Annotated in this window: 18 protein-coding genes; 2 read left to right on the top strand and 16 right to left on the bottom strand. The window is 40.4% G+C overall.

Annotated elements, in window-relative coordinates; translation table 11 throughout:
• Positions 1-88: 88 nt before the first annotated feature.
• Entirely contained in the window at positions 89-571 is a 483-nt protein-coding gene (locus tag Q4550_RS15280) for a VanZ family protein (protein WP_303534136.1), read from the top strand.
• Positions 572-617: 46 nt separating this feature from the next.
• Here Q4550_RS15280 and Q4550_RS15285 read toward each other — a convergent pair whose 3' ends face one another.
• The 13 genes from Q4550_RS15285 to Q4550_RS15345 all read right to left on the bottom strand — a co-directional run bounded on the left by Q4550_RS15285 (position 618) and on the right by Q4550_RS15345 (position 17506).
• On the bottom strand, positions 618-1148 hold the full coding sequence (locus Q4550_RS15285; protein WP_303534138.1) for a helical membrane plugin domain-containing protein: 531 nt from the start codon (positions 1146-1148) through the stop codon (positions 618-620).
• A complete protein-coding gene (fdhF, locus tag Q4550_RS15290) occupies positions 1132-4098 on the bottom strand; it encodes a formate dehydrogenase subunit alpha (protein ID WP_303534140.1) in 2967 nt (988 codons plus the stop codon). The genes Q4550_RS15285 and fdhF overlap by 17 nt, the downstream gene beginning before the upstream one ends.
• Positions 4099-4285: 187 nt before the next feature.
• Entirely contained in the window at positions 4286-4825 is a 540-nt protein-coding gene (locus Q4550_RS15295) for a hypothetical protein (RefSeq protein WP_303534141.1), read from the bottom strand.
• A 15-nt stretch (positions 4826-4840) separates the two neighbouring features.
• Positions 4841-6472, bottom strand: a complete 1632-nt coding sequence (locus Q4550_RS15300) for a sodium:solute symporter family protein (RefSeq protein ID WP_303534142.1) — start codon at positions 6470-6472, stop codon at positions 4841-4843.
• 3 nt (positions 6473-6475) lie between these two features.
• Positions 6476-7615 (bottom strand): glycerate kinase, encoded by a 1140-nt coding sequence (locus Q4550_RS15305; RefSeq protein ID WP_303534145.1) that lies wholly within the window; start codon positions 7613-7615, stop codon positions 6476-6478.
• On the bottom strand, positions 7612-9339 hold the full coding sequence (locus Q4550_RS15310; protein WP_303534147.1) for a sugar phosphorylase: 1728 nt from the start codon (positions 9337-9339) through the stop codon (positions 7612-7614). The genes Q4550_RS15305 and Q4550_RS15310 overlap by 4 nt, the downstream gene beginning before the upstream one ends.
• 144 nt (positions 9340-9483) lie before the next feature.
• The gene (locus Q4550_RS15315) at positions 9484-10677 is read right to left on the bottom strand and encodes a CdaR family transcriptional regulator (RefSeq protein WP_303534150.1); all 1194 of its coding nucleotides are present in this window, start codon (positions 10675-10677) and stop codon (positions 9484-9486) included.
• A gap of 157 nt (positions 10678-10834) precedes the next feature.
• The gene (locus Q4550_RS15320) at positions 10835-11701 is read right to left on the bottom strand and encodes a transglutaminase family protein (protein ID WP_303534152.1); all 867 of its coding nucleotides are present in this window, start codon (positions 11699-11701) and stop codon (positions 10835-10837) included.
• A complete protein-coding gene (locus tag Q4550_RS15325; protein WP_303534155.1) occupies positions 11698-12663 on the bottom strand; it encodes an alpha-E domain-containing protein in 966 nt (321 codons plus the stop codon). Before Q4550_RS15325 ends, Q4550_RS15320 begins: the two co-directional genes overlap by 4 nt.
• 5 nt (positions 12664-12668) lie before the next feature.
• The gene (locus Q4550_RS15330; RefSeq protein ID WP_303534158.1) at positions 12669-14123 is read right to left on the bottom strand and encodes a circularly permuted type 2 ATP-grasp protein; all 1455 of its coding nucleotides are present in this window, start codon (positions 14121-14123) and stop codon (positions 12669-12671) included.
• Between the two features lie 239 nt (positions 14124-14362).
• On the bottom strand, positions 14363-15184 hold the full coding sequence (locus Q4550_RS15335; RefSeq protein ID WP_194218698.1) for a carbohydrate ABC transporter permease: 822 nt from the start codon (positions 15182-15184) through the stop codon (positions 14363-14365).
• A complete protein-coding gene (locus Q4550_RS15340) occupies positions 15184-16149 on the bottom strand; it encodes a carbohydrate ABC transporter permease (RefSeq protein WP_370314267.1) in 966 nt (321 codons plus the stop codon). The genes Q4550_RS15335 and Q4550_RS15340 overlap by 1 nt, the downstream gene beginning before the upstream one ends.
• A 58-nt stretch (positions 16150-16207) precedes the next feature.
• Positions 16208-17506 (bottom strand): ABC transporter substrate-binding protein, encoded by a 1299-nt coding sequence (locus tag Q4550_RS15345; protein ID WP_303534163.1) that lies wholly within the window; start codon positions 17504-17506, stop codon positions 16208-16210.
• Positions 17507-17711: 205 nt separating this feature from the next.
• On the opposite strand from Q4550_RS15345, the gene Q4550_RS15350 reads away from it, so the two are divergent.
• The gene (locus tag Q4550_RS15350; RefSeq protein ID WP_303534166.1) at positions 17712-18311 is read left to right on the top strand and encodes a YdcF family protein; all 600 of its coding nucleotides are present in this window, start codon (positions 17712-17714) and stop codon (positions 18309-18311) included.
• 31 nt (positions 18312-18342) lie between these two features.
• Here the strand turns inward: Q4550_RS15350 and Q4550_RS15355 are convergent, their stop codons facing one another.
• Genes Q4550_RS15355 through Q4550_RS15365 form a run of 3 tightly spaced genes read right to left on the bottom strand, consistent with a single transcriptional unit; the run spans position 18343 to position 22335 of the window.
• Positions 18343-19899, bottom strand: coding sequence for a response regulator (locus tag Q4550_RS15355; RefSeq protein ID WP_303534167.1), 1557 nt, complete (start codon positions 19897-19899; stop codon positions 18343-18345).
• The gene (locus tag Q4550_RS15360; RefSeq protein WP_303534169.1) at positions 19892-21340 is read right to left on the bottom strand and encodes a sensor histidine kinase; all 1449 of its coding nucleotides are present in this window, start codon (positions 21338-21340) and stop codon (positions 19892-19894) included. The genes Q4550_RS15355 and Q4550_RS15360 overlap by 8 nt, the downstream gene beginning before the upstream one ends.
• Positions 21337-22335: a sugar-binding protein gene (locus Q4550_RS15365; protein ID WP_303534172.1), complete on the bottom strand. Its 999-nt coding sequence runs from the start codon at positions 22333-22335 to the stop codon at positions 21337-21339. Before Q4550_RS15365 ends, Q4550_RS15360 begins: the two co-directional genes overlap by 4 nt.
• Positions 22336-22523: the final 188 nt, after the last annotated feature.

Consider the following 22523-nt stretch of genomic DNA (forward strand, 5'->3'; position numbering starts at 1 on the left):
TAATATTTCTTTAGAAAACCACTCCCTATTATGCACGAAATTCGGTATGATAGGGACTAAACTGCTTAAGAAAGAAAGTGGAAAATGCATGAAATGGTTCGATAAGCGAAAATGGTTTAGCCTCGCACTCTTAATGATGATCATACTTTTCGTCTCCTCTAATACCCCTTATCAAAAACAGGATATGAAACCGTTCTTTAAAGGAATGATTTCGATCCAAGAAGAGGATTTACCCCCAATTGAATTCACCTATGATGGTGCACTTGTTACACCTTCAGCGCCATATCAATATGTTGAATTTTTTCTTAGGAAGGGAGCCCATGTTGCCTCGTTCGGTTTACTAGCGTTTTTATGTATCATGGCATGGAAAGAAAGCAATCGAAAAGCCTCCCTTATCCTAGGCTCATTAACAGCTTTTCTCTATGCATTATTTGATGAATACCATCAAAGTCTCGTTGAGGGAAGAACAGGACATTTAATTGATGTGCTTGTACCAGATTCATTAGGTATAGTGCTTACGTTTATGGCCTTTGTCATCATCTCACGAAGAAAAAGTAAAGCTGCACGCTGAAAAGCCCCGCTCAATTTGCGGGGCTTTTCAGTGGAATTATAGAAAGTTAAAGATCCTGTCTCGCCTCAGAGGACTGTGATTTATCGGTCATTTGCTCTTCGTTCTCAATATCTTTCCCCATCCCTTTCAAAAAAGTAATTAGAATGGTTAAAGATCGATTAATTTCCGGGTCTTTTAGTGCCCGAAGAAGACTCAGATAGCTAGTCTTCTCGTTGTCATCAGAATGCTCAGCAACATTCTCAATACCTGAGTTTACCTTTAAAAGCAATGGCTCGAGATCCTGAACGTTAATCTTTCCTGCTGCTCCAAAGAGAAGCATCAGATTTTTTAACGCCGTTGTATTTTCCGGAACATTTAATAGATCGACGATGACCTTCAGAACGCGGTCACCTTCTCCAAAAAGACCGTTTAAAAGCGTTAAAATGCCTCGATCTTTCATCCCACCTACAACGCTTAATGTTTCAAGAAGGGCATCTTTATTTTCAATCAAAGCATCTTCAATCTCTCTAAGATCACTTGCGCGCTTCTCTTCTTCAGAAACTTCAATACGCTTGATTTGCTTAATGGCTTTTGCCATAGTTAATGCCCTCCTTTTTCACCATATCTCCAGGGAAGAGATAATCTTTTCTTGCCCATTTCCGCTCAACCATGACCCCTTTTTGAGGCTGTGGATTTCCATAGCGATGATTGATCTTTGGTAGTGGTGAAGTCCCTTTGTCTTTCAAAATTTCCATCTTCGCTTTCACTTCTTTATAAACAGGCGTGTCTGTATCTTTATCCGCCTTGCTACTTGTAAGTAAGTTAATCGCCGCATCATCTTGATCATTTAGCGGAATGTATACTTCTTTTCCTTGCACACGATCTGTTACAAGACATTTAATCTTAACAGCTCCATATGGTGACACAAGTCTAACTAACGTTCCGTCAGATAACCCTCTTTCTTCTGCTAATTCAGGAGAAACTTCAACGAACGTACTTGGTGTTTTCGATTTAATGCCTTCATTTCGATACGTCATATTACCCTCATGAAAATGCTCTAGCAAACGCCCATTATTGACATGAAGATCGTACTGATCGTCGTACTCGAGTGGTTTTGTCCATTCGACTGGAAATAGTCTTGCTTTTCCATCCGGAAACGGAAATTCTTCTGTAAAGAGTAGTGGTGAATCCGTGCCATCTGCCGCAACTGGCCACTGCTGACTCTTATATCCTTCAAGACGTTCATAAGAAACCCCAGCAAACATATCAGCAAGCTGAACAGCCTCAGCCATAATGTCACTCGGACTATCATAATCCCAACCTGCTCCCATTTCATTTGCGATTTCCATAATAATTCTCCAGTCGGGTTTCGAATCTCCAAGTGGTTCTAGTGCCTGATAGAGACGTTGAAAACGGCGTTCTGTGTTTGTGAACGTTCCTTCTTTTTCAAGGCTTGGACTTGCTGGAAGGACGACATCTGCAAACTGAGCTGTCTTCGTAAGGAAAAGATCTTGCACGACGAAGAAGTCTAGTTTCTCAAATGCTGCGTGAACATGGTTAATGTTAGAGTCGACAATTCCCATGTCTTCCCCTTTTAAATACATCGCTTTTAATTTTCCTTCATGAATATGTTCGACCATTTCATGATTATTTAAGCCGACTTCTTCAGGAAGTGGCGTACCCCATGCTTTTTCATACTTATCACGCACTTTTTGATCGGTCACATTTTCGTAACCGGGCATTTTATCAGGCATGCTTCCAAAGTCACTCGCACCCTGGACATTATTATGACCTCGAAGTGGATAGGCACCTGCTCCTGGTTTACCATAGTTTCCAGTAACAAGAAGTAAATTTGAGATGGCAGTACTCGTATCTGACCCGCCACTATGTTGTGTGACGCCCATTGCCCAAAGTGCTACAGTTGTCTTTGCTTCATGGATCATATCAGCAATTTGGATTAATTCCGCCTCATCAATTCCTGTTACTTCAGATGCATAGCTCATAGTGTACTTTTCAAGACTAGCGATATAGTCATCAAGACCATTCACACGGTCCTTCAAGAAAGCCTCGTCAGCCCATCCCTGATCAATAATATACTTCGTTACGGCAGAGAGCCAAACAAGATCAGTACCTGAAGAAGGGCGAATAAATAAATCAGAGCGTTCAGCCATTTCATGTTTTCTCAAATCGGAAACGATGAGTTTTTGACCGTTCAATTTATTCGAACGCTTTACCCTTGTCGATAAAACAGGGTGAGATTCCGAAGTGTTTGATCCAATAACAATGACAAGCTCAGACATTTCGATATCTTTTATCGATCCAGCATCACCACCGTGGCCTACTGTACGGAATAACCCTACTGTTGCTGGAGTTTGGCAATAGCGAGAGCAGTTATCAATGTTATTTGTTCCGATGACACTTCTTCCTAGCTTCTGCATTAAATACGATTCTTCATTTGTACACTTGGAAGAACTAATAAAAGAAAGAGCATTTGCACCATGGTCTTCTTTCACCTCAGAAAACTTTCGGCTAATGAGTTTAAGTGCCTCTTCCCATTCTGCTTCTCTAAATGAATCGCCTTCGCGAATAAGCGGTTTTGTTAAGCGTTCTTCACTATTCACGTAATCCCAGCCAAATTTCCCTTTTACACAAGTGGAAATCCCGTTCGCTGGAGCTTCTACCTGAGGCTCTACTTTTAGGATATCTCTCCCTTTTGTCCAAACGTCAAAACTACATCCTACACCGCAATACGTACATACGGTTTTCGTTTTTTTAATTTCATTTTCACGCATGGACGATTCCATATCAGATATTGCAAGAATAGAATTATAGCCAGTCTCCACGTTTTTTGTTAATTCGATCATAGGGCGAAGCGTATCTTGTTGAATACCAGTTAAAAAGCCAGCCTCACCTTCCATGCCTTTCTCCATCATGGCATTACAAGGACACACGGTTGAGCAATGTCCACAAGAAACACAAGAAGATTCATTAATATCAACGTCATTATCCCAGATGACGCGCGGACGTTCTCTCTCCCAATCAATTGTTAACGTCTCTGTTACCTGCACATCCTGGCAAGCTTCGACGCAGCGTCCGCAAAGAATACACTGATCTGGATCGTATCGATAGAAAGGATTTGAATTATCAACAGGGTCTGGTTTTTGTTCAAAAGGAATCGCCTGATGATTCATCTTCATTTGTTTCACCGTATTATGTACTTCACACGTGCCGTTATTGTAATCACAGACAGTACAATAAAGCTCGTGATTATGAAGAATACGATCCATTGCAATATTCTGAGCTTCCTTTACGTGAGAAGCTGTTGTGTTAATACTATCTCCATTTGAGAGAGTCGTTGAACAACCTCTTACAACTTCTCCATTTACTTCCACCATACATGTGTCACAAGTTTCGATGGCTCCAAGACTTGGATGATAGCATACGCTCGGCAAGTCTAGATTATGATCATTAAGTGCTTCAAGTACACTTTTCTCACTAGGAATTTGTTCACTTTTACCATTAATCGTTACATGGATGGAATCCGACAAATGACATCACCCTTTATCATAATTTTCAATATTACTAATTATTTCTTTCCCTACTTATTGAAGCTTTAGACAGTATTTTCTAAAAAACATTTAATAATCTATTAAATATTCACATGCTCTTTTTTTGGAAGCTAAGAAGGTTTCTAGTGTTGATTATCACATTTAAGTATAATCAAAAAAACACAGCTCATATCGAGCTGTGCTTCAATTGATTTTTTAAATGATGGAGAAAAGAGTCTTTCATTGGTAAATCAACTTTTCCAGTTACGCCATCCACCATATAAACTTCTCTTCTATTTCCTTTGATATAGCCTACCCAATAAGGCAAATACAGTTTGGATGGTTCCTCCAAAGAAATGTTGATCTGTTTTTTCTTTTTTTCTTTTCCAAACGCTTCCCAATATAACGCATGTTTTGCTTTATCTGGATCAGGAGAACTATGGCTAAACATTTCCCCAGGGGCCTCTCCTTCTTTAAGAGGGTAGTCCACTGGAAGAATAGCTGCTTGTTCAGTGATTGACTCGATCGCAATTCTTCCATTAATTCCTTCTTTCAACGAGGTTGTTTTCAGATGATACTCATACATCCAAAAAGGGAGGTAAACGAGTTCACTCGATTCAATCCTTTTTTTATTTTCAACGATGCGCAGCAGCAGACTAGAGGTATATTGTTTCATCGCTTTCAAAGCTTTCTGCCGATCAATTGTTGGTTCAATATAATAAGTCATCTTTTATAACCTCCTTTAGATCAGGCCTATGAGATAGAGCACAATCATAACGACAACGAAATACCCAACTAAATAAATCGGCCATCTTGACGTACGACGTTCTTCTTCAATTTCTTCATCACTTAGAGACGACGCTGCTTCAGAACGTGCTTTTAACACTTCTTGTATATCGTCATCTAAATCAAACAGCGTAAGCCCTGCTAGTTTCTCAGCTTTAGGTTTTGCTCCAATAAAGCTAACAACATATCCAACCCCTACTGAAACAATCGCCCCTACGAAATTATTGTATAACCATGATACTTCAGCAAACTGAGTAACGCCCCAAACAGAAAGCATCCCCGCTATAATACCAGTCACTGCACCTACGCCGTTTGTTCGCTTTGTAAAAATGGCGAGGATAAACACACCCAAAAGCGCACCATAGAAATAGGAGCCTATCTTATTTACAGCTTCAATAACCGGACCAAGATTAGCTGCAAAGAAAGCGAAGATTGTGGCGTAAATTCCCCAAAAAATTGTAGCCCATCGCGATGCTTTTAAATAATGCTGATCCGATGCATTCTTTTTAACGAATTGACCATAGAAATCTCGAATCGACACGGCGGACAATGAGTTAAGAGCAGAGTCCAGGCTAGACATAGCGGCTGCAAACACACCTGCAATAATAAGACCCGAAATTCCTGCTGGTAATTGGTTCACAACGAATAGTGGAAATAGTTCATTTAAGTTATCAACATTCGGGTCACCAAATGTTTGGTAGAATACAAACAAAAGAATACCGATAAAAAGGAAAAGCAGCATTTGCGGGATTAGAAGAACTCCGCTTAGAACGAGTGAAAGTTTACTTTCGCGTATTGACTTACTTGTTAAAACACGCTGGATTTGACTTTGGTCTGTTCCAAAGTAAGCAGCATGAAGGAAGAAACCGCCAATCACACCTGCCCATACGCTATATTCAATAGAAAGGTCAAAGGAGAAATTGAGCGATTGAAGCATACCTGCGTCTGAAGCGCTGGCAAGAATACTACTCATTCCGCCCGGAACTTTCACTAAAATAACAACGATACTAATAGCAGCACCTAACCATAATACGAACATTTGGATCACGTCAGTCCAGATAACAGCACTGATCCCACCAAGTACCGTATATGATACCGCTATCACAGCCATTAAAATAATCGTTAGCTTAATATCCCATCCTGTTACGACCGATAGTACTAATGCAGGGGCATAAAGAACGACACCTGTCGCAAGTCCACGAGCCACTAAGAAGAGGCCAGCGGATAAAGTTCGTGTTCCCGCTCCGAAGCGTCTCTCTAAATACTCATAAGCCGTATAAACTTCTGCTCGATAGAAAAAAGGGACAATTGTAGCGATAAGAAAAGCCATTGCAAGCGGCACATTAATAAACGTGTTAATGCGCTCTAGTCCACCTTCATATCCCCAACCAGGTGCACCTATAAATGTGATCGCACTCGCTTGTGTTGCCATAACTGAAAGCCCGATTGCCCACCATGGAATGCTTCTTCCGCCAAGAAAATAATCCTTTGTCGTGTTTTGATTCTTTCCGAAACGCGCTCCAAACCAAGCAATCCCAAGAATATAAACAACAAGAACCACGTAATCTAGCATTGTGAATTGGCTCATCTTCTATTCTCCCTTCCCCTTATTAATCCATTGATAAAGCGTCATAAAGCGCTTGCTTGCACGGTACAATAACTCTGGTCCTCGAGTCATGGCTTCTTTCAATTCCATTGGCTCATCAATAATAGGTAAAACGGTCATAATGCCCATCTCCCTATCTTCTAGAATCGTAGAAGTACCAGCGAAAGCGATCGCAGGAACATTAACAGATTTAGCTAGCCGAGAAATACCCGAAGGCACTTTACCATATAACGTTTGGGCATCTAGCTTTCCTTCTCCCGTAATCACTAAGTGACTCGACTTCATTTGTTCTTTTAAACAGCTATGCTCAGCAAGTAAAGAGAAGCCGCTCATAAAAATTGGATCTAAGTAGGCTAATAGGCTAAAACCAAACCCGCCAGCTGCTCCGCTTCCATCACTGTTCTCCAGGTTCATGCCAATTTTTTCACTTACTCTATTCGCATAGTTTTTCATTCCAGCTTCAAATCTATTAATATCGTTAACACCCTTTTGTGGACCGAACACAGTAATAGCGCCTTCCTTCCCAAGTAAAGGATTTGTTACATCAGACGCCACTACAACTTCTACGTTTTTCAGACGAGAATCTAATGCTGTAAGGTCGATAGAAGAAATATGAGCAAGAGATGCTCCATTTGCCTTTATTCTTTCACCTTTCTCATCGAGAAACTGAACCCCGAGCGCTTCAAAACAACCAGTTCCTGCATCAACAGTTGCGCTACCACCTAAACCAAGTATGATTTTTCGCGCCTTCTTATTAAGAGCATGCTTAATTAACTGCCCTGTCCCATGAGTGGAGGTTTGATGCGGATCGAGTTCATTTTCTTTAAGAAGAGGGAGACCTGAAGCTGATGCAGTTTCAATAATCGCAGTAGATGTTGATTCTACCCAACTGTATGTCGCCCTGATTGGCCGACCAAGAGGGTCGCTGATACCTTCAACGACGATCTCTTGCCCATTAAGAATAGTAGCTAATGCATCTACCGTTCCTTCACCACCATCTGCCATTGGTATGAGAATCGTTTCTGCATCAGGAATAACTTCCTTTATCCCACGTTCAATGGCGTGGGCGGCATTAAGACTACTCATAGATCCTTTAAAAGAATCAGTAGCTATCAAGATTCTCATTCACTCACCCCCGATGTTGTACATACCCAAAGAACTTCATAAGGAGATACCGTTATCTCCGAAGAAATTTCACACTCGGAAATGAGATCGAAAGCAGTACCATCAAAATAACGATCAAGTATTTCTCGTTTGAGCGTAACGGTGTCATCTGAAACATTTGTAATCGCTACAACTCTGTCTCCCGTCTGTTCATTCGTACGAACTACAGAGAAAATGCGCTGATCCATTTCCAACACTTCTTGAGAAGCATTGGGATGAAAAGCTTTATTTGATTTGCGCGTTCTGATCAGTTTTTTTAGATCATTGAAAACTAGATTCCGTAAGCTTCCTTCCTTTTGAAGTTCATCTTCAAGCGTTGATCGTGTTAGCTTCTCTCGATTAATCGAGCGGTATCGTCCTGTTTCATCGACGCCACTTTGATCATTTTGAGAGCCTAGTAAACTATGAACGTAGATGCCAGGGACGCCCATCAATGAAAGCAGTACTGATTGAGCTGCAATAAACCGCTTTGCCTTTTTCTCATTCGATTCTCCATTATTTGAAATCGCATCTAAATAATTAATGTTCAATTCATATGGACTCTTTGTTCCATCACCATTATTTTTATAAGAGACGTAACCACCATTTTCTTGAACTTTATCCGCCATTCTCTGCACTTCAGATGCTGATAGGATACCTTCTACAGGTCGAACACCTACTCCATCATGAGAAGCTAGAAAGTTAAAATAAGTAGTTGTTTCCGTAGTAGCTTCAAGTGATTTGGCCCATTTTGTTAACTCCGATGCATCGCCAGTTTGAAAGGAATGGAGCGTCAATGGAGGTAAAGGGAATTGATAAACAAGATGGGCTTCGTTTGAACCGTCCCCAAAATAACTAATGTTATCTTTATGGGGAACGTTGGTTTCTGTAATTACGATCGTTCCCGGTGCTGCTTCTTCAAGTACTTCTCTCATAACCTGTACTAACAAATGAGTTTCCTCCAGGTGAATCGATGTGGTACCTAGTTTTTTCCACATAAAGCCAATCGCATCTAACCTTAAAAAGCGTGCTCCTTTCTGAACATAAGTGAGAAGAATATCAAGGACTTCAAGGAGCACACGATCACTTTCGTAATTTAAATCAATTTGATCTTCACTAAACGTCGTCCAAATGTGCTTCTCTCCATTGTTCGTTTCCACTTTTGTTAAAAGAGGAAGTGCGCGAGGACGCGTCACTTTGCTATAATCCGCTTCAGGATCAGCTTCAATAAAATAATCCTGATAAGCCTCGTTTCCTTTCAAATATTCTTTAAACCAATTACTTTCACTTGAAATATGATTTATAACAGCGTCAAACATTAGATCCGTTTGATTAGAAAGCGCTTGAATATCGTCCCAATTACCAAGCTCTTCATTTATTGTTTTATAATCCATTACTGAAAATCCGTCATCACTCGTATAAGGATAGAAAGGAAGAATATGCACCGCATTGATTTCATTAGTAAGGTGATCAGATAAAAATTCTCGCAGCGTTCTAAGAGGAACTTCCCCCTCTTCTTTAATAGAATCACCATAAGTGATCATCATAATATCTTTTTCATCTACCCATTTTTTATCAGGCTCTATTTCCTTCCGCTTATATGATTTAATTAGTTCCATTACTTTAGATGTCACAGAAAGCGCTCTTTGTTTTCCGTATAGTCGCTCTAACTTGTTGTATATGCTCTCCTGAATTGATGTTCTCATCTGTTATGCCTCCCGAAATATGTTCTACTAGTAGTTTATTAAATCTCCCAAAAGCATTCTATGTTACAGATAACTAAAAAAACGTCTTTTACACATATATTTTTAGTACACATAATAAAAGACACTTTTTTTTCAAAGTGTCTTTTACGTAGGGTTGGATTTATAAAAAGCAAGAGCTACTTGCAGAAGAACAGCATCCTCATAATTTCTAGGATCATATCCAGTAAATTCACTAATTTTCTTTAAGCGGTACTGAAGAGTGTTCTTATGAATATATAATTCACTCGATGCTTTTTGAATAGACCCATTTGCTTTATAGAAAGCTTCAAGCGTTTCAATCATTTGATGTTTTTTCTCTAATTGTTCTAAAGGGAGAACCCGCTCAACAAAATCTAATCTCACTTCTGGGGCGAGATCATACACAAAAGATTCAATGCCAAGTTGATCATAGAAAAACAAATTACTCTGCTTTCTGGAATGAAGCAAGGCTTTCTCTGCTTCTTGTACAGACCTTGATATTTCTCGTGGCGTTGTATACATCCTTCCAATACCTGCAGCCATTGTGAAGGGGTAAGAAGATTCGATAGCTTGCTGGATTTGTTCCAGTCGAAATTGAATCTTTCCTTTACGATTCACCTCGGCCACTTGATCATTAACGGATAATAAAAGGATATAACGTGTACTGCCTGTTGGTATGATCACATGCTGACTATTAGGTGGAAACCTCGATTGAATCTCTTGAAGAATATCTCGACGAAAACGCTGAATTTCAAGTTCTCCTTTAACATCAGCTTGGTAGCTTGATAATTTATTATAAATAAGATCATTCATCCCGATCATATCAAGAATGACAGCGACTCTCGGGATATGGACATTGATGCCAAGAATCCATCCTCTTGATGCAAATAATTTATCATTTTCCCACTTTCCATCGATCCATTCATCAATAAACGCTTCTTTCGCTCGATCTTCTAGTTCGAGCTGTTCATCAAAGTAAGCTTCCTTCACAAGAATTTCAGTCATTTTTTGGATTACCTCGCCCATCTGTTTGATTTCTTCAGGGGCTCCGGTAATACCGATCACACCAATAATCTGGTCATGCAAAAAAACGGGGAGGTTTATGCCTTTTCTCGTTCCTTCTAACTCATCATCCTCTTCGATCACTAAACTTTGTTGCCGTTGCAGAACATTATAGGCTCCTTCATGGAAGTGACCGATACGATTTGGATCAGTACTAGCAATAATTTTACCTTCACTATCCATAAAATTAATATTGCGACTAATGATACTTTCTGTTTCTTCTACGATTGATTGAGCAAGCGGAGGTGAAATAATCAACCATTTTCGCCTCTTTTCTGTTTAATTAGCGGTAAGATTATCGCTTAAGAAAAATATGTTTAACAAACAAAACCTTACATGAATGCTACTACTATTTCCATGCTTTCAAGCGGTTTTAGTGATGGAAGGATTTCCAATTTAAAAAACGGGCAGCTTCTTACCCGCTGACCCGTTCTTCTAAATTCTTTACACCTACACTAACGTTAAGCGTGTGAGCTCCGCCGATATATACCCCTTTTAGAGGAGAAATATCACGATAGTCTCGGCCTACTGCAATCCGAATGTGCTGTTCGCGAGCTACGGCATTATTCGTTGGATCAAGGCCAATCCAGGCTAGGCCCGGGACTTTTACTTCAAGCCACGCATGAGTTGCCGCGTCCCCACGGTAAGCGGAATTCTCTCCAATATAAATATATCCACTAACATAGCGAGCTGGAATTCCTCGATGCCTACAGAGCGCAAGCATTAGATGAGTATAATCCTGACAAACGCCTGTACGATGAGTGAGAATTTTTTCTGCGGTCGTTTCAACATTTGTGGCTCCTGACACGTACTCCATCGTGTTATAAATATGTTCATTAAGCTTCACTGCAAAGTCAAGTTCATCTCTAGCATTTGCCCAGAGCTCTCGTGTTTCTTCTTCCATCACATGCTTGGAGATTGTCGTATAATCCGTTTCGATCATATATTCGGCATGAGCTTGCTTAAAAGATTCTGAATGAAGTTCAGCTAGCTGGTTATCCGTAAGTGGCAAAGTAACATCCAGCGCAAGTGGATGAATTTCAATCGTTGAAATCGTTTCAATTTCAAGATCTTGATGTTCACCCCATAGATAGAACGTTTCAACATAGTTGCCCCAATAGTCCGTATGCCCGTAAGTCTTGCTTTCAGGTTGGATGCGAACGCGATAGTCATGAAGCGTTTGTTGCACATCATGAAGTGGTCGCAATCTGAACTGATTAATACTCTGCCTTACTGGCAGCTCATAGTGATAAGTGTTCGTTTGGGTAACTTCATATTTCATGGTATCACAACTTCCCCCAGGTAATAGGTTTTCGTAATGTGCATGCCGATCGTCATACATCTGTGTTGAAAACTCTGAAGAAACGCATGAGCTCCTTGGTTCAAAATTTCTTCGATTGAGAAATCATAAAGATCATTGGCAAGGTGCTCGAGCTCTTGTGCAAGTGATTCTGAATAATGTTCGACATGACCATCTTCAAGCGCGACAAATGCATTTCGCACTTTTTGAATACAGTACATCATTGACCTCGGAAACTCAGCATTTAAAATGAAAAACTCAGCGACATTGCGACTTTTAATCAACGGTCGATACGTTTTAATGTAAGCTTCATGTCCACTCACTGACTGAAGAACTGACCACCAGTGATGATACTCCACAATTTCTGTATTCTGGTAGCTCTCTAAATTTTTGTGGTAATAAACATCCAATATGCGAGCTGCCTTCTCAGCTCTTTCCAGATGTTTACCCATTTCCATGAAAAGGTAAGCATCTCCTCGCGGCATTGTTGCTTCAACAATCCCCTGAAATAAAAGAGATTCCTTCTTAACAAATTCACAAATATCGCTAACTTCTTCCATCGTCCATGGCGTGTGGCTTTGTTGCTTTAATTTCAAATAAAAAGAATTAATACTTTCCCATAGTTCATTGGGAATAATTTCTCGAACGGCGCGTGCATTTTCCCTAGCAATAGTTATTGTATTGAGTACTGAATTAGGATTTTTTGCTGAAAACAGTAGGAACTCCATCACATTTCGATCCATCGGTCGATCATGTTCTTCATCAAAAACCTCTTGAAACCCGCTTATTTCAATCAGTTCATACCAGTTCTGATTCGTCTCTTCGATTGGATTAGCATTCTCAAGACGACTCGTTAACTTAACCGCAATCAATCGCGCGTTATTCTCTGCTCGTTCGACATTTCGGGTTAACCAGTAAAGCGAATCAGCTACTCTGCTTAGCATGGTTGTCACTCTCCCCCCGTTACAATTGGATTCTCTTCTAGTACCCACGTATCTTTCGCTCCGCCGCCCTGCGAAGAATTGACAACAAGAGAACCTTCCTTGAGAGCGACACGTGTTAAACCACCAGGAAATACGTGAGTCTTCTCTCCACCAAATATAAACACGCGAAGATCAACGTGACATGCAGCAAAGCGGTCTTCTTTAAATGCTGGGAGGCGAGATAATTTAATTGTCGGTTGAGCAATAAATTCAGATGGATTCTTTAAAATTTGCGCTCGATAGGCTTCAATCTCCTCGTCCGTAGCATGAGGACCGATAAGCATGTTATAGCCCCCTGAAGCGTTCGTGTGTTTGACGACTAACTCTGACAAATGATCAAGAACATATTCCAACTGATCGTCATATCTCAGAAGATATGTATCGACGTTTTTCACTAGTGGTTCTTCCTTTAAATAATAGCGAATCATATCAGGAACAAAATGATAGATCGCTTTATCATCGGCAACTCCATTACCAATACCATTTAGAATCGAAACATTTCCCGCTCGATACACATCAATGAGCCCTGGAACCCCAAGAAGCGAATCTTCACGAAATTCCAGTGGGTCAAGAAACTCGTCGTCTATTCTACGATAGATCACATCTACCTTCTTCAATCCACGAGCAGTTTTCATAAACACCTGTCGCTCCCTCACAACAAGGTCTCTGCCTTCTACGAGTTCAATTCCTGTTCGCTGAGCAATAAAAGAGTGGTCGTAGTATGCTGAATTATGAACACCAGGTGTTAATAATACAATCGTCGGTGATGTGCTATCATCAGGAGCAAGCGAGGCCATTGCTGAGTGTAGATATGAAAATTGCTGTTCAAGAGATTGAACAGAATATTGATTGAAAAATTCAGGGTAAACTTTTCTCATTACATAACGGTTTTGAAAAACATAAGAGAGGCCAGAGGGATTACGAAGATTATCTTCTAGAACGCGATACTCCCCATTATCATCCCGAATTAAATCAATTCCTGCCATAAAAATATGCTGCCTTCTCGGAAGATCAATCCCTGCCACTTGTTCGAAAAAATGCTGGCAATTGACGACCAGATCCCGTGGAATTATGCCGTCTTTAAGAATATTTTGTTCATGATAGACGTCATCAAGAAAAGCATTGAGCGCATCAAATCGCTGCATAAGTCCTCGCTCAAGATGTTGCCATTCGTCTGGTGGAATTATTTTGGGAACAAAATCAAATGGCATTGTCCGTTCTGTACCCTCATTATCACTATAAACGGTAAACGTAATGCCCTGGCGAAGAAAATCGCTTTGCGCTAGTTCATACCTCGACTGTAATTCTTCCGGAGCTACCTCGTTTAATTTCTCATGGAACGGTTTGCAATGTCCCCTTGGTTTCTTGCCTTCTTCAAGCATTTCATCAAAGTAACCATCTAATTTATACGAATGAAACATCAGCACTCCCCCTCCACTATTATAAGAACACTTATTAATTTTACCATTTTTCTCACTATTCTAACAAATTTCAAGATAAAGTAGCGAAATCCCTCTATTTAAGTCATTCAAATAAAAATAGCAATGTTATCTCAAGATGTTGTTTTCTCGATTTTTGAATCATCCATGTGAAAGGTCATCACAGAACGTAAATGAGTAAAAAAAAGAACAGCATGAGCTGCTCTTATCAAAAGTGGATTTCACCCTTTTACTGATCCCGCAAGTAATCCTTTTACAAAAAACTTACCTAAGAAAATATAAACGAGTAGAGTTGGTAGTGCAGCAAGGAGTGCACCTGCCATTTGTACATTCCATTGAACGATTTGACTGCCGGATAAATTCTGAAGAGCAACCATAACAGGTTGTTGATCAGATGTTGTGATCGTGACAGCAAATAAAAATTCATTCCAGATGTTCGTAAACTGCCAGATTGCGACAACAACAAACCCTGTAATTGATAAAGGCATCATGATGAAACGGTAAATTCCGATAAACCCTGCCCCATCTATTTTGGCAGATTCAATCATCGAATCAGGAATGCTGGCATAGAAGTTGCGAAACATAAGTGTCGTAATCGGAATCCCATACACAACGTGAACAAAGATAAGCCCTGCAATAGAATTATATAATCCGATTTCTCTAAGAAACTGAATGAGCGGGATAAGGATACTTTGATAGGGTATAAACATTCCGAACAAAATAACCGTAAATAGCGTATTTGCGCCTTTAAACTTCCACTTTGAAAGTACGTAACCGTTAAGTGATCCTAATAACGCTGATAGCAATGTTGCTGGAATAACAAGATAGAAACTATTTAATAAGTTTGGAGCAAGCTTCGTAAACGCTACTGAATAACTACTAAAATCAAAAGTTGAAGGTAACTGCCACATTTGACTTAAGGTCACTTCTTCAAGAGGCTTCAGGCTCGTTATGATCATGACGTAAACTGGCATTAAATAAAAGCATGATAAAGCAATAAGGAGAGCATAAAGAAGCGGACGGGTGATCGTTCTAATCGCCATCAAGCTTCCCCCTTTCGACTCGACCACAGATATGGAACGATAAAGATAGCAACAGCGAGAAGCATGACCACAGCAATAGCTGCTCCGTTTGCGTAGTAATTTCCACGGAAAGTCGTTTCGTACATATATACACCCGGAACATCGGTTACAAAGTTCGCGCCAGGACCTGTCATCGCGTAAATCAAATCGAAAATTTTAAGTGAAATATGAGCCATAATAATTATGACACTAACCGTAATTGGGCGAAGAATCGGCATTATGATTTTCCAATATACTTGGAATTCATTTGCTCCATCCATTCTCGCTGCTTCTCGCACTTCTTCAGGCACCCCACGTAAACCGGCAAGATACATGGCAACAGAGAAGCCCGTCATTTGCCATACTGCAGCAATCACAACAGCAATCATCGCTATCGGAATCCCGAATTCAATCTTTCCCCATCCAATTGCAGGAAAAATGGTCGTATCCGTGTACCATTTTGAATCAAGACCAATCTTTTCAAGAAATAGGTTAACACCTGTCGAAGGGTTTAATAGCCATTGCCAAACTACACCCGTTACAACAAACGAAAGCGCCATCGGAAAGAAAAAGATATTTCGAAAGAGTGACTCCTGCTGAATTTTTTGATCAAGAAGAATGGCGAGAAACTGCCCTACCACAATCACGACTAGAATGAAGAGAATCGTAAAAAACAGTGTATTTCGTAAGTCAGCTTGAAAACGAAAATCACTAAACAAGTAGATGTAATTTTTCAACCCAACAAATGAAAAGTCTGGTACAAGTGAATTCCAATTACTCAAAGAGACATAGCCAGTCCATCCGATAAAACCATAAACAAAAACACCTACTAATAGGATGGATGGAATAAGGAAAGCAATGGCGATTATGTGATCTTTCGTAAGTGAACGTCTTTTTCGAGTTGTTACGGCTTTAACAGATTGGTTTATCATTGTTTCAGTTTTCATCCTCATCCCCCTTACGATAGAAAAAGGGAGAAGAGCAATCCTTCTCCCCCGTCCTCTTTTACTTAAGATCGCCTGAAGCATCTTCTAGCGAACTAATAAATTGATCCGCATCCTGCTGTGTGACAAAGATATTAATCGCCTGGTTCACTTTTGTGACAAAGCCTTCAGGTGCAGCCGATACGTGGGCAAGACTTGGAGCAAGACTAGCATTTTTAAAGTCTTCAATTGTTTCTTTCCCATACTCATCATAGTTCGAGAGATCGGCATCAACTCGAGCTGGAATAGAGCCTTTTAATGGGTTGAACGCATCCTGTCCTTCAACTGAACCAAGAACAGATAAGAATTTCTTAACGTCTTCAGGATTTGAAACTCCCTTTGGGAGACCAAATGTATCTGTAATGACCATAAACATACTGTCTGTTCCAGGTGTTGCCACCCAACCAAAGTCTTCTTTCACCTTTAAGTTAAGGTCGTTCACAAAATAACCCTTTGCCCAGTCTCCCATAACGTTCATCGCCGCTTCTCCATCTGCAACAAGCTGGGAAGCATCCTGCCAATTTCGTGAGCTATGGTCTTCATTCACATAGCTGAGCATCTTCTTAAAGTTCTCAGCTGCTTCCTTTACTTTCGGATCACTAAACGACATTTCTCCAGTGAAAAGCTTTTTGTAATCATCTGCTCCAAGCGTTCCTAAGAGCGCAGTCTCAAACAAATGAGTTGCTGTCCAGGGCTCTTTGTCTCCAAGAGCAAGCGGCGTAACACCAGCTTCCTGTAATTGGTCAGCAGCAGCGAAAAATTCATCAAACGTGGCTGGCGGCTCGACACCGTTCTCTTCAAAAACGCTCGTGTTATACCATAGAACATTTCCACGATGAATATTCACAGGAACCGAATAGATATCTCCATCTTTACTAACAAGATCAATTAAATCTTCAGGAAACTTATCTCCCCAACCTTCGGATTCATACAGATCGTTAAGCGTTTCCATCTTATCAGCCGCAACCCATCCATCGTTCAATTCAGAACCACCATGAACCTGGAAGGTTGCTGGTGGATCATCACCCTGCATGCGACTTGCAAGCACGGCTTTCGCGTTCGTTCCTGCTCCGCCCGCAACTGCTGCGTTTTCTACTTCAATATCAGGGTATTCTTCTTTAAATAAGTCAATTAGCGCATTCAATCCATCCTCTTCACCAGCACCTGTCCACCAGCTAAAAATATCAAGCGTTTCTTCTTTACTAGCGCTTCCTTCACTACTGCTATTCGTTTCCCCAGAGTTTGAACAAGCAGAAAGCGGTACAAGAGCGAGGACAAGGACGAGAATCCATCCCGTAAATTTTTTCAACGTTCCCTTCATACAATCAATCCCCCGTTTCTTTTATTACATTTACTTTATCAAATTGAATGAATAACAACTTATGTAAGCGCCTTCATATTTTTGTGGTTATCTTCACTTTTTTGTGGTCATGCTCATAAGCTAGTATAGAACTACGAAAGAAAGGATCTCTTGATTAAAAGGAGAAGAGAGTTACTAAGAAATGTCCTAACGAGGTGAAAGAGAAATGATGTTTTCTGAAGTTAATCTGGACAATCTCTCAATTCAACAAATTACTTCATTCATGTTCGATAGCATTGTAGATGATGGAAAAGATGGAGAGTGCATTCTCGTTTTTGGTGCAAAAACGATTCATCGCGTTCAAAAAGCAGCCAGACTATATCATAACAAGCGCGCTCCAAAAATTTTAGTTTCCGGATCTGCAGCAAGATGGGGTAAAGAAGAAGAGTCAGAAGCCATTTGGATGAAAAACCACTTACTTAACTTTGGCGTACCCGAGGAAGATATTCTTCTCGAACTCGAAGCAGCTAATACGACCGAAAACGTCATTGCTTCACTTATGGTACTTCAACGGTCATTTGGTCTGAATCACATCAATAAACTTCTGATTGTGAGCTCCCCCTATCACATGAAAAGGTGTCACTTAACTCTCACCACCTATATGCCGGACTGGATCTCCTATACTCTCTGCCCCGATGACAGAGAATCTGGACAGGGAGAAAACTGGTGGAAGAGTGATAGAGAAAACGCTAGAGTCATGAGAGAACTTCACTCCATGCAGAAGTATATAAAGAAAGGCATTTTGAAGGATCTACCCTTCCAATAGCAAAAAAAACCGCTAGTCGGTTTCTTTTTTGTCATACGTGCAATTGTTCACGGTACTGAGATGGTGAAAAACCTGCTTTTCGTTTAAACACTCGACTAAAATAATTAGGGTCCTTATAACCAACATTGAAACAAATTTCTTTCAGGCTCTTTGAAGGATCAAGCATTTCTCTTTTCGCTGCTGTAATTCTAACTTCTGTAACATAATCAATAAACGTCATACCACTTTTGTCTTTAAATAATTTGCTTACATAATAAGGACTAAGATCAACATGATCAGCTGCTTCTTCAAGTGTTAGCTGCTCATGAAAATGTGTGTGAATATATTGCTTCACCTGTTCAAGACGATCTCCTCCATGAAGAGAACGCCATGTTTGCACACTCTCATTCAATTTCCGAAGCTTTGCTCTGGCTAGATTTCTCGCCTCATTCTCGCTTTCCGCTTGAATGTACTTGTAGGAAGTTAAGAAAATTCCGTTATTTTGTAAAATTCGTTCTGCAACAAGAAAGAGCTCGTTCACCTTTTGAACAAATATAGCAGGCTGTTCACCTGAAATCATACCAAGATACACTTCAAGTTCTTGCATCGCTTTTGTGAAATCACCATTGTTAATGGCGTTGATTACGATAGACTCCTGCTCCTGAGTTCCGCTCTGGCGCGGTACGTTAGGAGTCTTACTTTCTTGATAAAAGGCATATGTGACCTCTCGTTGAAAGTCTAGTGTATTTACCGCATGAAGTGCTTCGCGATAAGATTCAACAAATTGATCCGCTTCCTGGTAAGGTCTCCCAACGCCGATACATACGACCTCTTGGAAATCCTGATAAAATTCATGAAGAAGTTGTCTTAACGTAGGCTGTAACTTCGCTTTTAATCGTTTATCCTTCTCCAGAAGATCTTCACTAAAAAGAAAACAGGGTAAATACCTATCATCCCTCACTCCAATCATCGCCTCACCAGGCATGTTGGATTTCATTTTTCCTTTTACCCACTGAACCATTTCATTGACGATCGCTTTTCTTTCCTCAGGAAATTTAAAGATAACCGCATACCCAACTGTCGTCTGAAAGCCTAACAGCTCACTCCACTCTGAAGGACTAAACTCAGTGACATGATCCATTAGGATCGCGTTCATCCACTCTCCTTCTAGAAGATGAACAGCTTTTGTAAGCTGTGCTTGTACATGATCTTGCTTCTCGGCTTCTACTCGTTCATTTTCAATTTCGGCTGAGATACGCGTAATGGCGGAGAAGATCTCTTGCTTTCCCCCTGGCTTTAGTAAATACTCTTTCACTCCCTGCTTCATCACTTCGCGGGCATAGTCAAACGTATCGAACGCGGATAGCATGATGAATTTTATTTCGGGTTGATTTCTCTTTATCGTTTTCACTGCTTCTACCCCATCGATACCTGGCATTTTAATATCCATAAAGACAATCTCGGGCTGAAACTTTTCGGCTAATTCAATGGCTTCTCGTCCATTTTTCGCTTTCTGAATGGTGACGTGATCTCCATATTCTCTTTTAATCATCAATTCGACCGCTTCACGCTCTAACTGCTCGTCATCTACAACCATAATCCTAAGCAAGCTGTTCATCTCCTCTCATCTTCGTATAAGGTAAATTCAGACGAACGGTCGTACCTGAACCTTTTGTGGATTCCACCGTCATCGTGCCTGTTTCCTGATAGTATAATTCAATTCTTTTTTTCACATTTTGCATGCCAAGCCCCGTCGAATGTCCTTGTCTCTTCTCAGAAATCGATCGTCGGTCATTGAAGAGAAGCTGTGTTAGTCTTGCTTTTTCAATTCCAACACCATTATCTACCACCTCCACAACAACATCATTTTGATCAGAATAGACCCGAATGACGATTTCTCCCCCTTCTTCATACGACTCCACTCCATGTATAAACGCATTTTCCACGATCGGCTGAAGCGTTAAGACAGGAATCATGCAATCAAGAATCTCTTCGTCTGCCACTATGTTAAACGTAACCCTTTCACCAAATCGTGACTGCTGGATAAAGAAATATTCTCGAACAATATTCAGTTCTTCTTTTAATGTGACATCTTTCGCTAAATTTCCTAGATTGTAACGAAGAAGAGCGGCCACAGATTCAATGAGCTCACTCGTTTGATCCGCGCCTTCGATATAGGCACGTCTCGAAATCGTATTTAACGTATTAAAAAGAAAATGTGGGTTGATCTGACTTTGAAGACTTTTGAGCTCCATTTCTTTCAACAGCTGATCTAACTCTGAGTTCTGTTTTATCTCTTTAATTAATCCTCGGATGTTCTCCTGCATGCGATAAAAAGTATCCGCTAGTAGCTGTAGCTCATTTCTAGATCTCACAACTACTCTATTCGCAGTAAAGTCCCCTTTCGATAGCTTCTTAGCTGCTGCTGCAAGCTCGTGTATGGGCCTTGTGATACCTCTTGAGAACCAAAATGCCATCAACAAACTAAATAAAATCATCGAAACGAATAATGATATGCCCATCCACTGCAAATACGTACTCTTTTCCTCCATCTGGTTGTAAAACATGCGATAATCCGTTAGCTCAGAATTAATTAATGTTAACGTTGTTTCTTGGATAAATGCTGAGATTTGGGCAGCTTCATTTAAATGACCTGAATATTGATTAATATCCTGTCGCTGAAAAGCTTGTACTGTAATATCACATTCTAGCAGGAAGCTTTCGATCATATTTTCATAATTCGTGACGGTTTGATCGTTCGCTTCATTTTTTACCGAGTTAAGAAGCTCATCTTTTTCTTCAGAGAGAATCTTTCGCTCCATGGCGTATGCTTCTAATTCTTTCTGTGTCCGTTCTGTTAGAAAGGTATTCATCGCCTCATATACTTTATTTGTTTGCTGTGATATCTGGTTCAGCACGATAAAGCGTTCAAAGCTCGTATGGTAATCATCAATTGTCCGTTGACTGCTATGAAACAAATAGAAAGCGACACCATTCATTAAAATGACGAGCATGGTAAAAAAGAGAATAAATTTGCCCTGGATTTTCATGGTAGTTTAATCCCTCCCGGCGTCGTTCTTTCTAGTTGCTTTAAATCTTTTTTTCTCAATACTTCTGTCTTCGTATGATGATACGTTGAAACATCCTTTCCTTCGATAATTTGTATCATTAATTCCACCGCGTTATATCCCATCTCATATGGCTTTTGTTCAACTGTTGCTTCTAACTTTCCATCTTTAAGTAGCTGTATCGTCTCAGGAAGCACATCAAAACCAATAACATAAACCTGGTCGGTCATCCCGATGCTTTCAAGAACCTGCACGATACCAATCGCATCAAGAGCGCTCGTCCCATAAAAAGCATTGATTTCAGGATGTGCTTTTATCATTTCGTACGTTTTCTCCGCTGCTTGTATTCGCGTAATTTGTGAGGCATCGATCGCAACAACATCGACGCGATCGCTATTCTTAATAGCATCTTTAAACCCTTCTACGCGAAGCTTTTGATTCGCCGAATCAAACCTTCCCGTAATAATCCCAATCTTTACTTCGTCAATTGTATCTTTAAGAAGCGCCTGACCTGCGAGAAATCCAGCATAATAATTATCTGTGCCTACATATGCCACACGCTTGCTATCAGGAGCATCTGTGTCCACTGTGAGAAAAGGAATTCCTTTCTCTGTGACACGATTGATAATTGTCGCGGATACGTCTTGATTTAACCCCTGTGCCATAATGCCATCAGATTTTGATGCCGCTGCCATCTCAATCGTTTTGATATGCTCTTCAAGGTTCGCTTGTTTTGGCCCTGTGTATTCAAGTGAAACATTGTACTTTGTAGCCGCTTCTCGCGCTCCTTTCTCCACAAGTCGCCAATAATCGTTATCGATCTCTTCCGTTACAAGAACGAAACGATAATCCGGTGCTGTATAAGAGGCTGAAGGGCGATCAGGCGTAATATTGAAAGCCCTTACAGAATAGAGGATAAAAAAAGAAAATGACAAAATCACTAAAAAACCGCCAACAACGTAAATCCAGCGTGCCATCGCTCAACCTCCTTTTTTTGATGGGGGTCAGGTACGTACCTGACCCTCTCAAAAGACACTTGTCCTCGCTCACGAGACTCTCTTATCTTTACGTCATTATATATCGTAGTAGCTACATAGAATCAACTTGTTTTTCATATAAGATTTGCAGCAAAACAAAAAACTGCCTCTATAAACGGTTCTAAAAC

The sequence above is a fragment of the Anaerobacillus sp. 1_MG-2023 genome (assembly GCF_030547345.1).
In the GTDB taxonomy this organism is placed as follows: domain Bacteria; phylum Bacillota; class Bacilli; order Bacillales; family Guptibacillaceae; genus Guptibacillus; species Guptibacillus hwajinpoensis_B.

Coding starts and splice junctions, on each gene's coding strand:
- Q4550_RS15360 (WP_303534169.1), bottom strand. CDS start 21,340: ATGAAAATCCAGGGCAAATTTATTCTCTTTTTTACCATGCTCGTCATT.
- Q4550_RS15280 (WP_303534136.1), top strand. CDS start 89: ATGAAATGGTTCGATAAGCGAAAATGGTTTAGCCTCGCACTCTTAATG.
- Q4550_RS15365 (WP_303534172.1), bottom strand. CDS start 22,335: ATGGCACGCTGGATTTACGTTGTTGGCGGTTTTTTAGTGATTTTGTCA.
- Q4550_RS15345 (WP_303534163.1), bottom strand. CDS start 17,506: ATGAAGGGAACGTTGAAAAAATTTACGGGATGGATTCTCGTCCTTGTC.
- Q4550_RS15305 (WP_303534145.1), bottom strand. CDS start 7,615: ATGAGAATCTTGATAGCTACTGATTCTTTTAAAGGATCTATGAGTAGT.
- Q4550_RS15300 (WP_303534142.1), bottom strand. CDS start 6,472: ATGAGCCAATTCACAATGCTAGATTACGTGGTTCTTGTTGTTTATATT.
- Q4550_RS15325 (WP_303534155.1), bottom strand. CDS start 12,663: ATGCTAAGCAGAGTAGCTGATTCGCTTTACTGGTTAACCCGAAATGTC.
- Q4550_RS15350 (WP_303534166.1), top strand. CDS start 17,712: ATGATGTTTTCTGAAGTTAATCTGGACAATCTCTCAATTCAACAAATT.
- Q4550_RS15285 (WP_303534138.1), bottom strand. CDS start 1,148: ATGGCAAAAGCCATTAAGCAAATCAAGCGTATTGAAGTTTCTGAAGAA.
- Q4550_RS15340 (WP_370314267.1), bottom strand. CDS start 16,149: ATGAAAACTGAAACAATGATAAACCAATCTGTTAAAGCCGTAACAACT.
- Q4550_RS15310 (WP_303534147.1), bottom strand. CDS start 9,339: ATGAGAACATCAATTCAGGAGAGCATATACAACAAGTTAGAGCGACTA.
- Q4550_RS15320 (WP_303534152.1), bottom strand. CDS start 11,701: ATGAAATATGAAGTTACCCAAACGAACACTTATCACTATGAGCTGCCA.
- Q4550_RS15295 (WP_303534141.1), bottom strand. CDS start 4,825: ATGACTTATTATATTGAACCAACAATTGATCGGCAGAAAGCTTTGAAA.
- Q4550_RS15330 (WP_303534158.1), bottom strand. CDS start 14,123: ATGTTTCATTCGTATAAATTAGATGGTTACTTTGATGAAATGCTTGAA.
- Q4550_RS15335 (WP_194218698.1), bottom strand. CDS start 15,184: ATGGCGATTAGAACGATCACCCGTCCGCTTCTTTATGCTCTCCTTATT.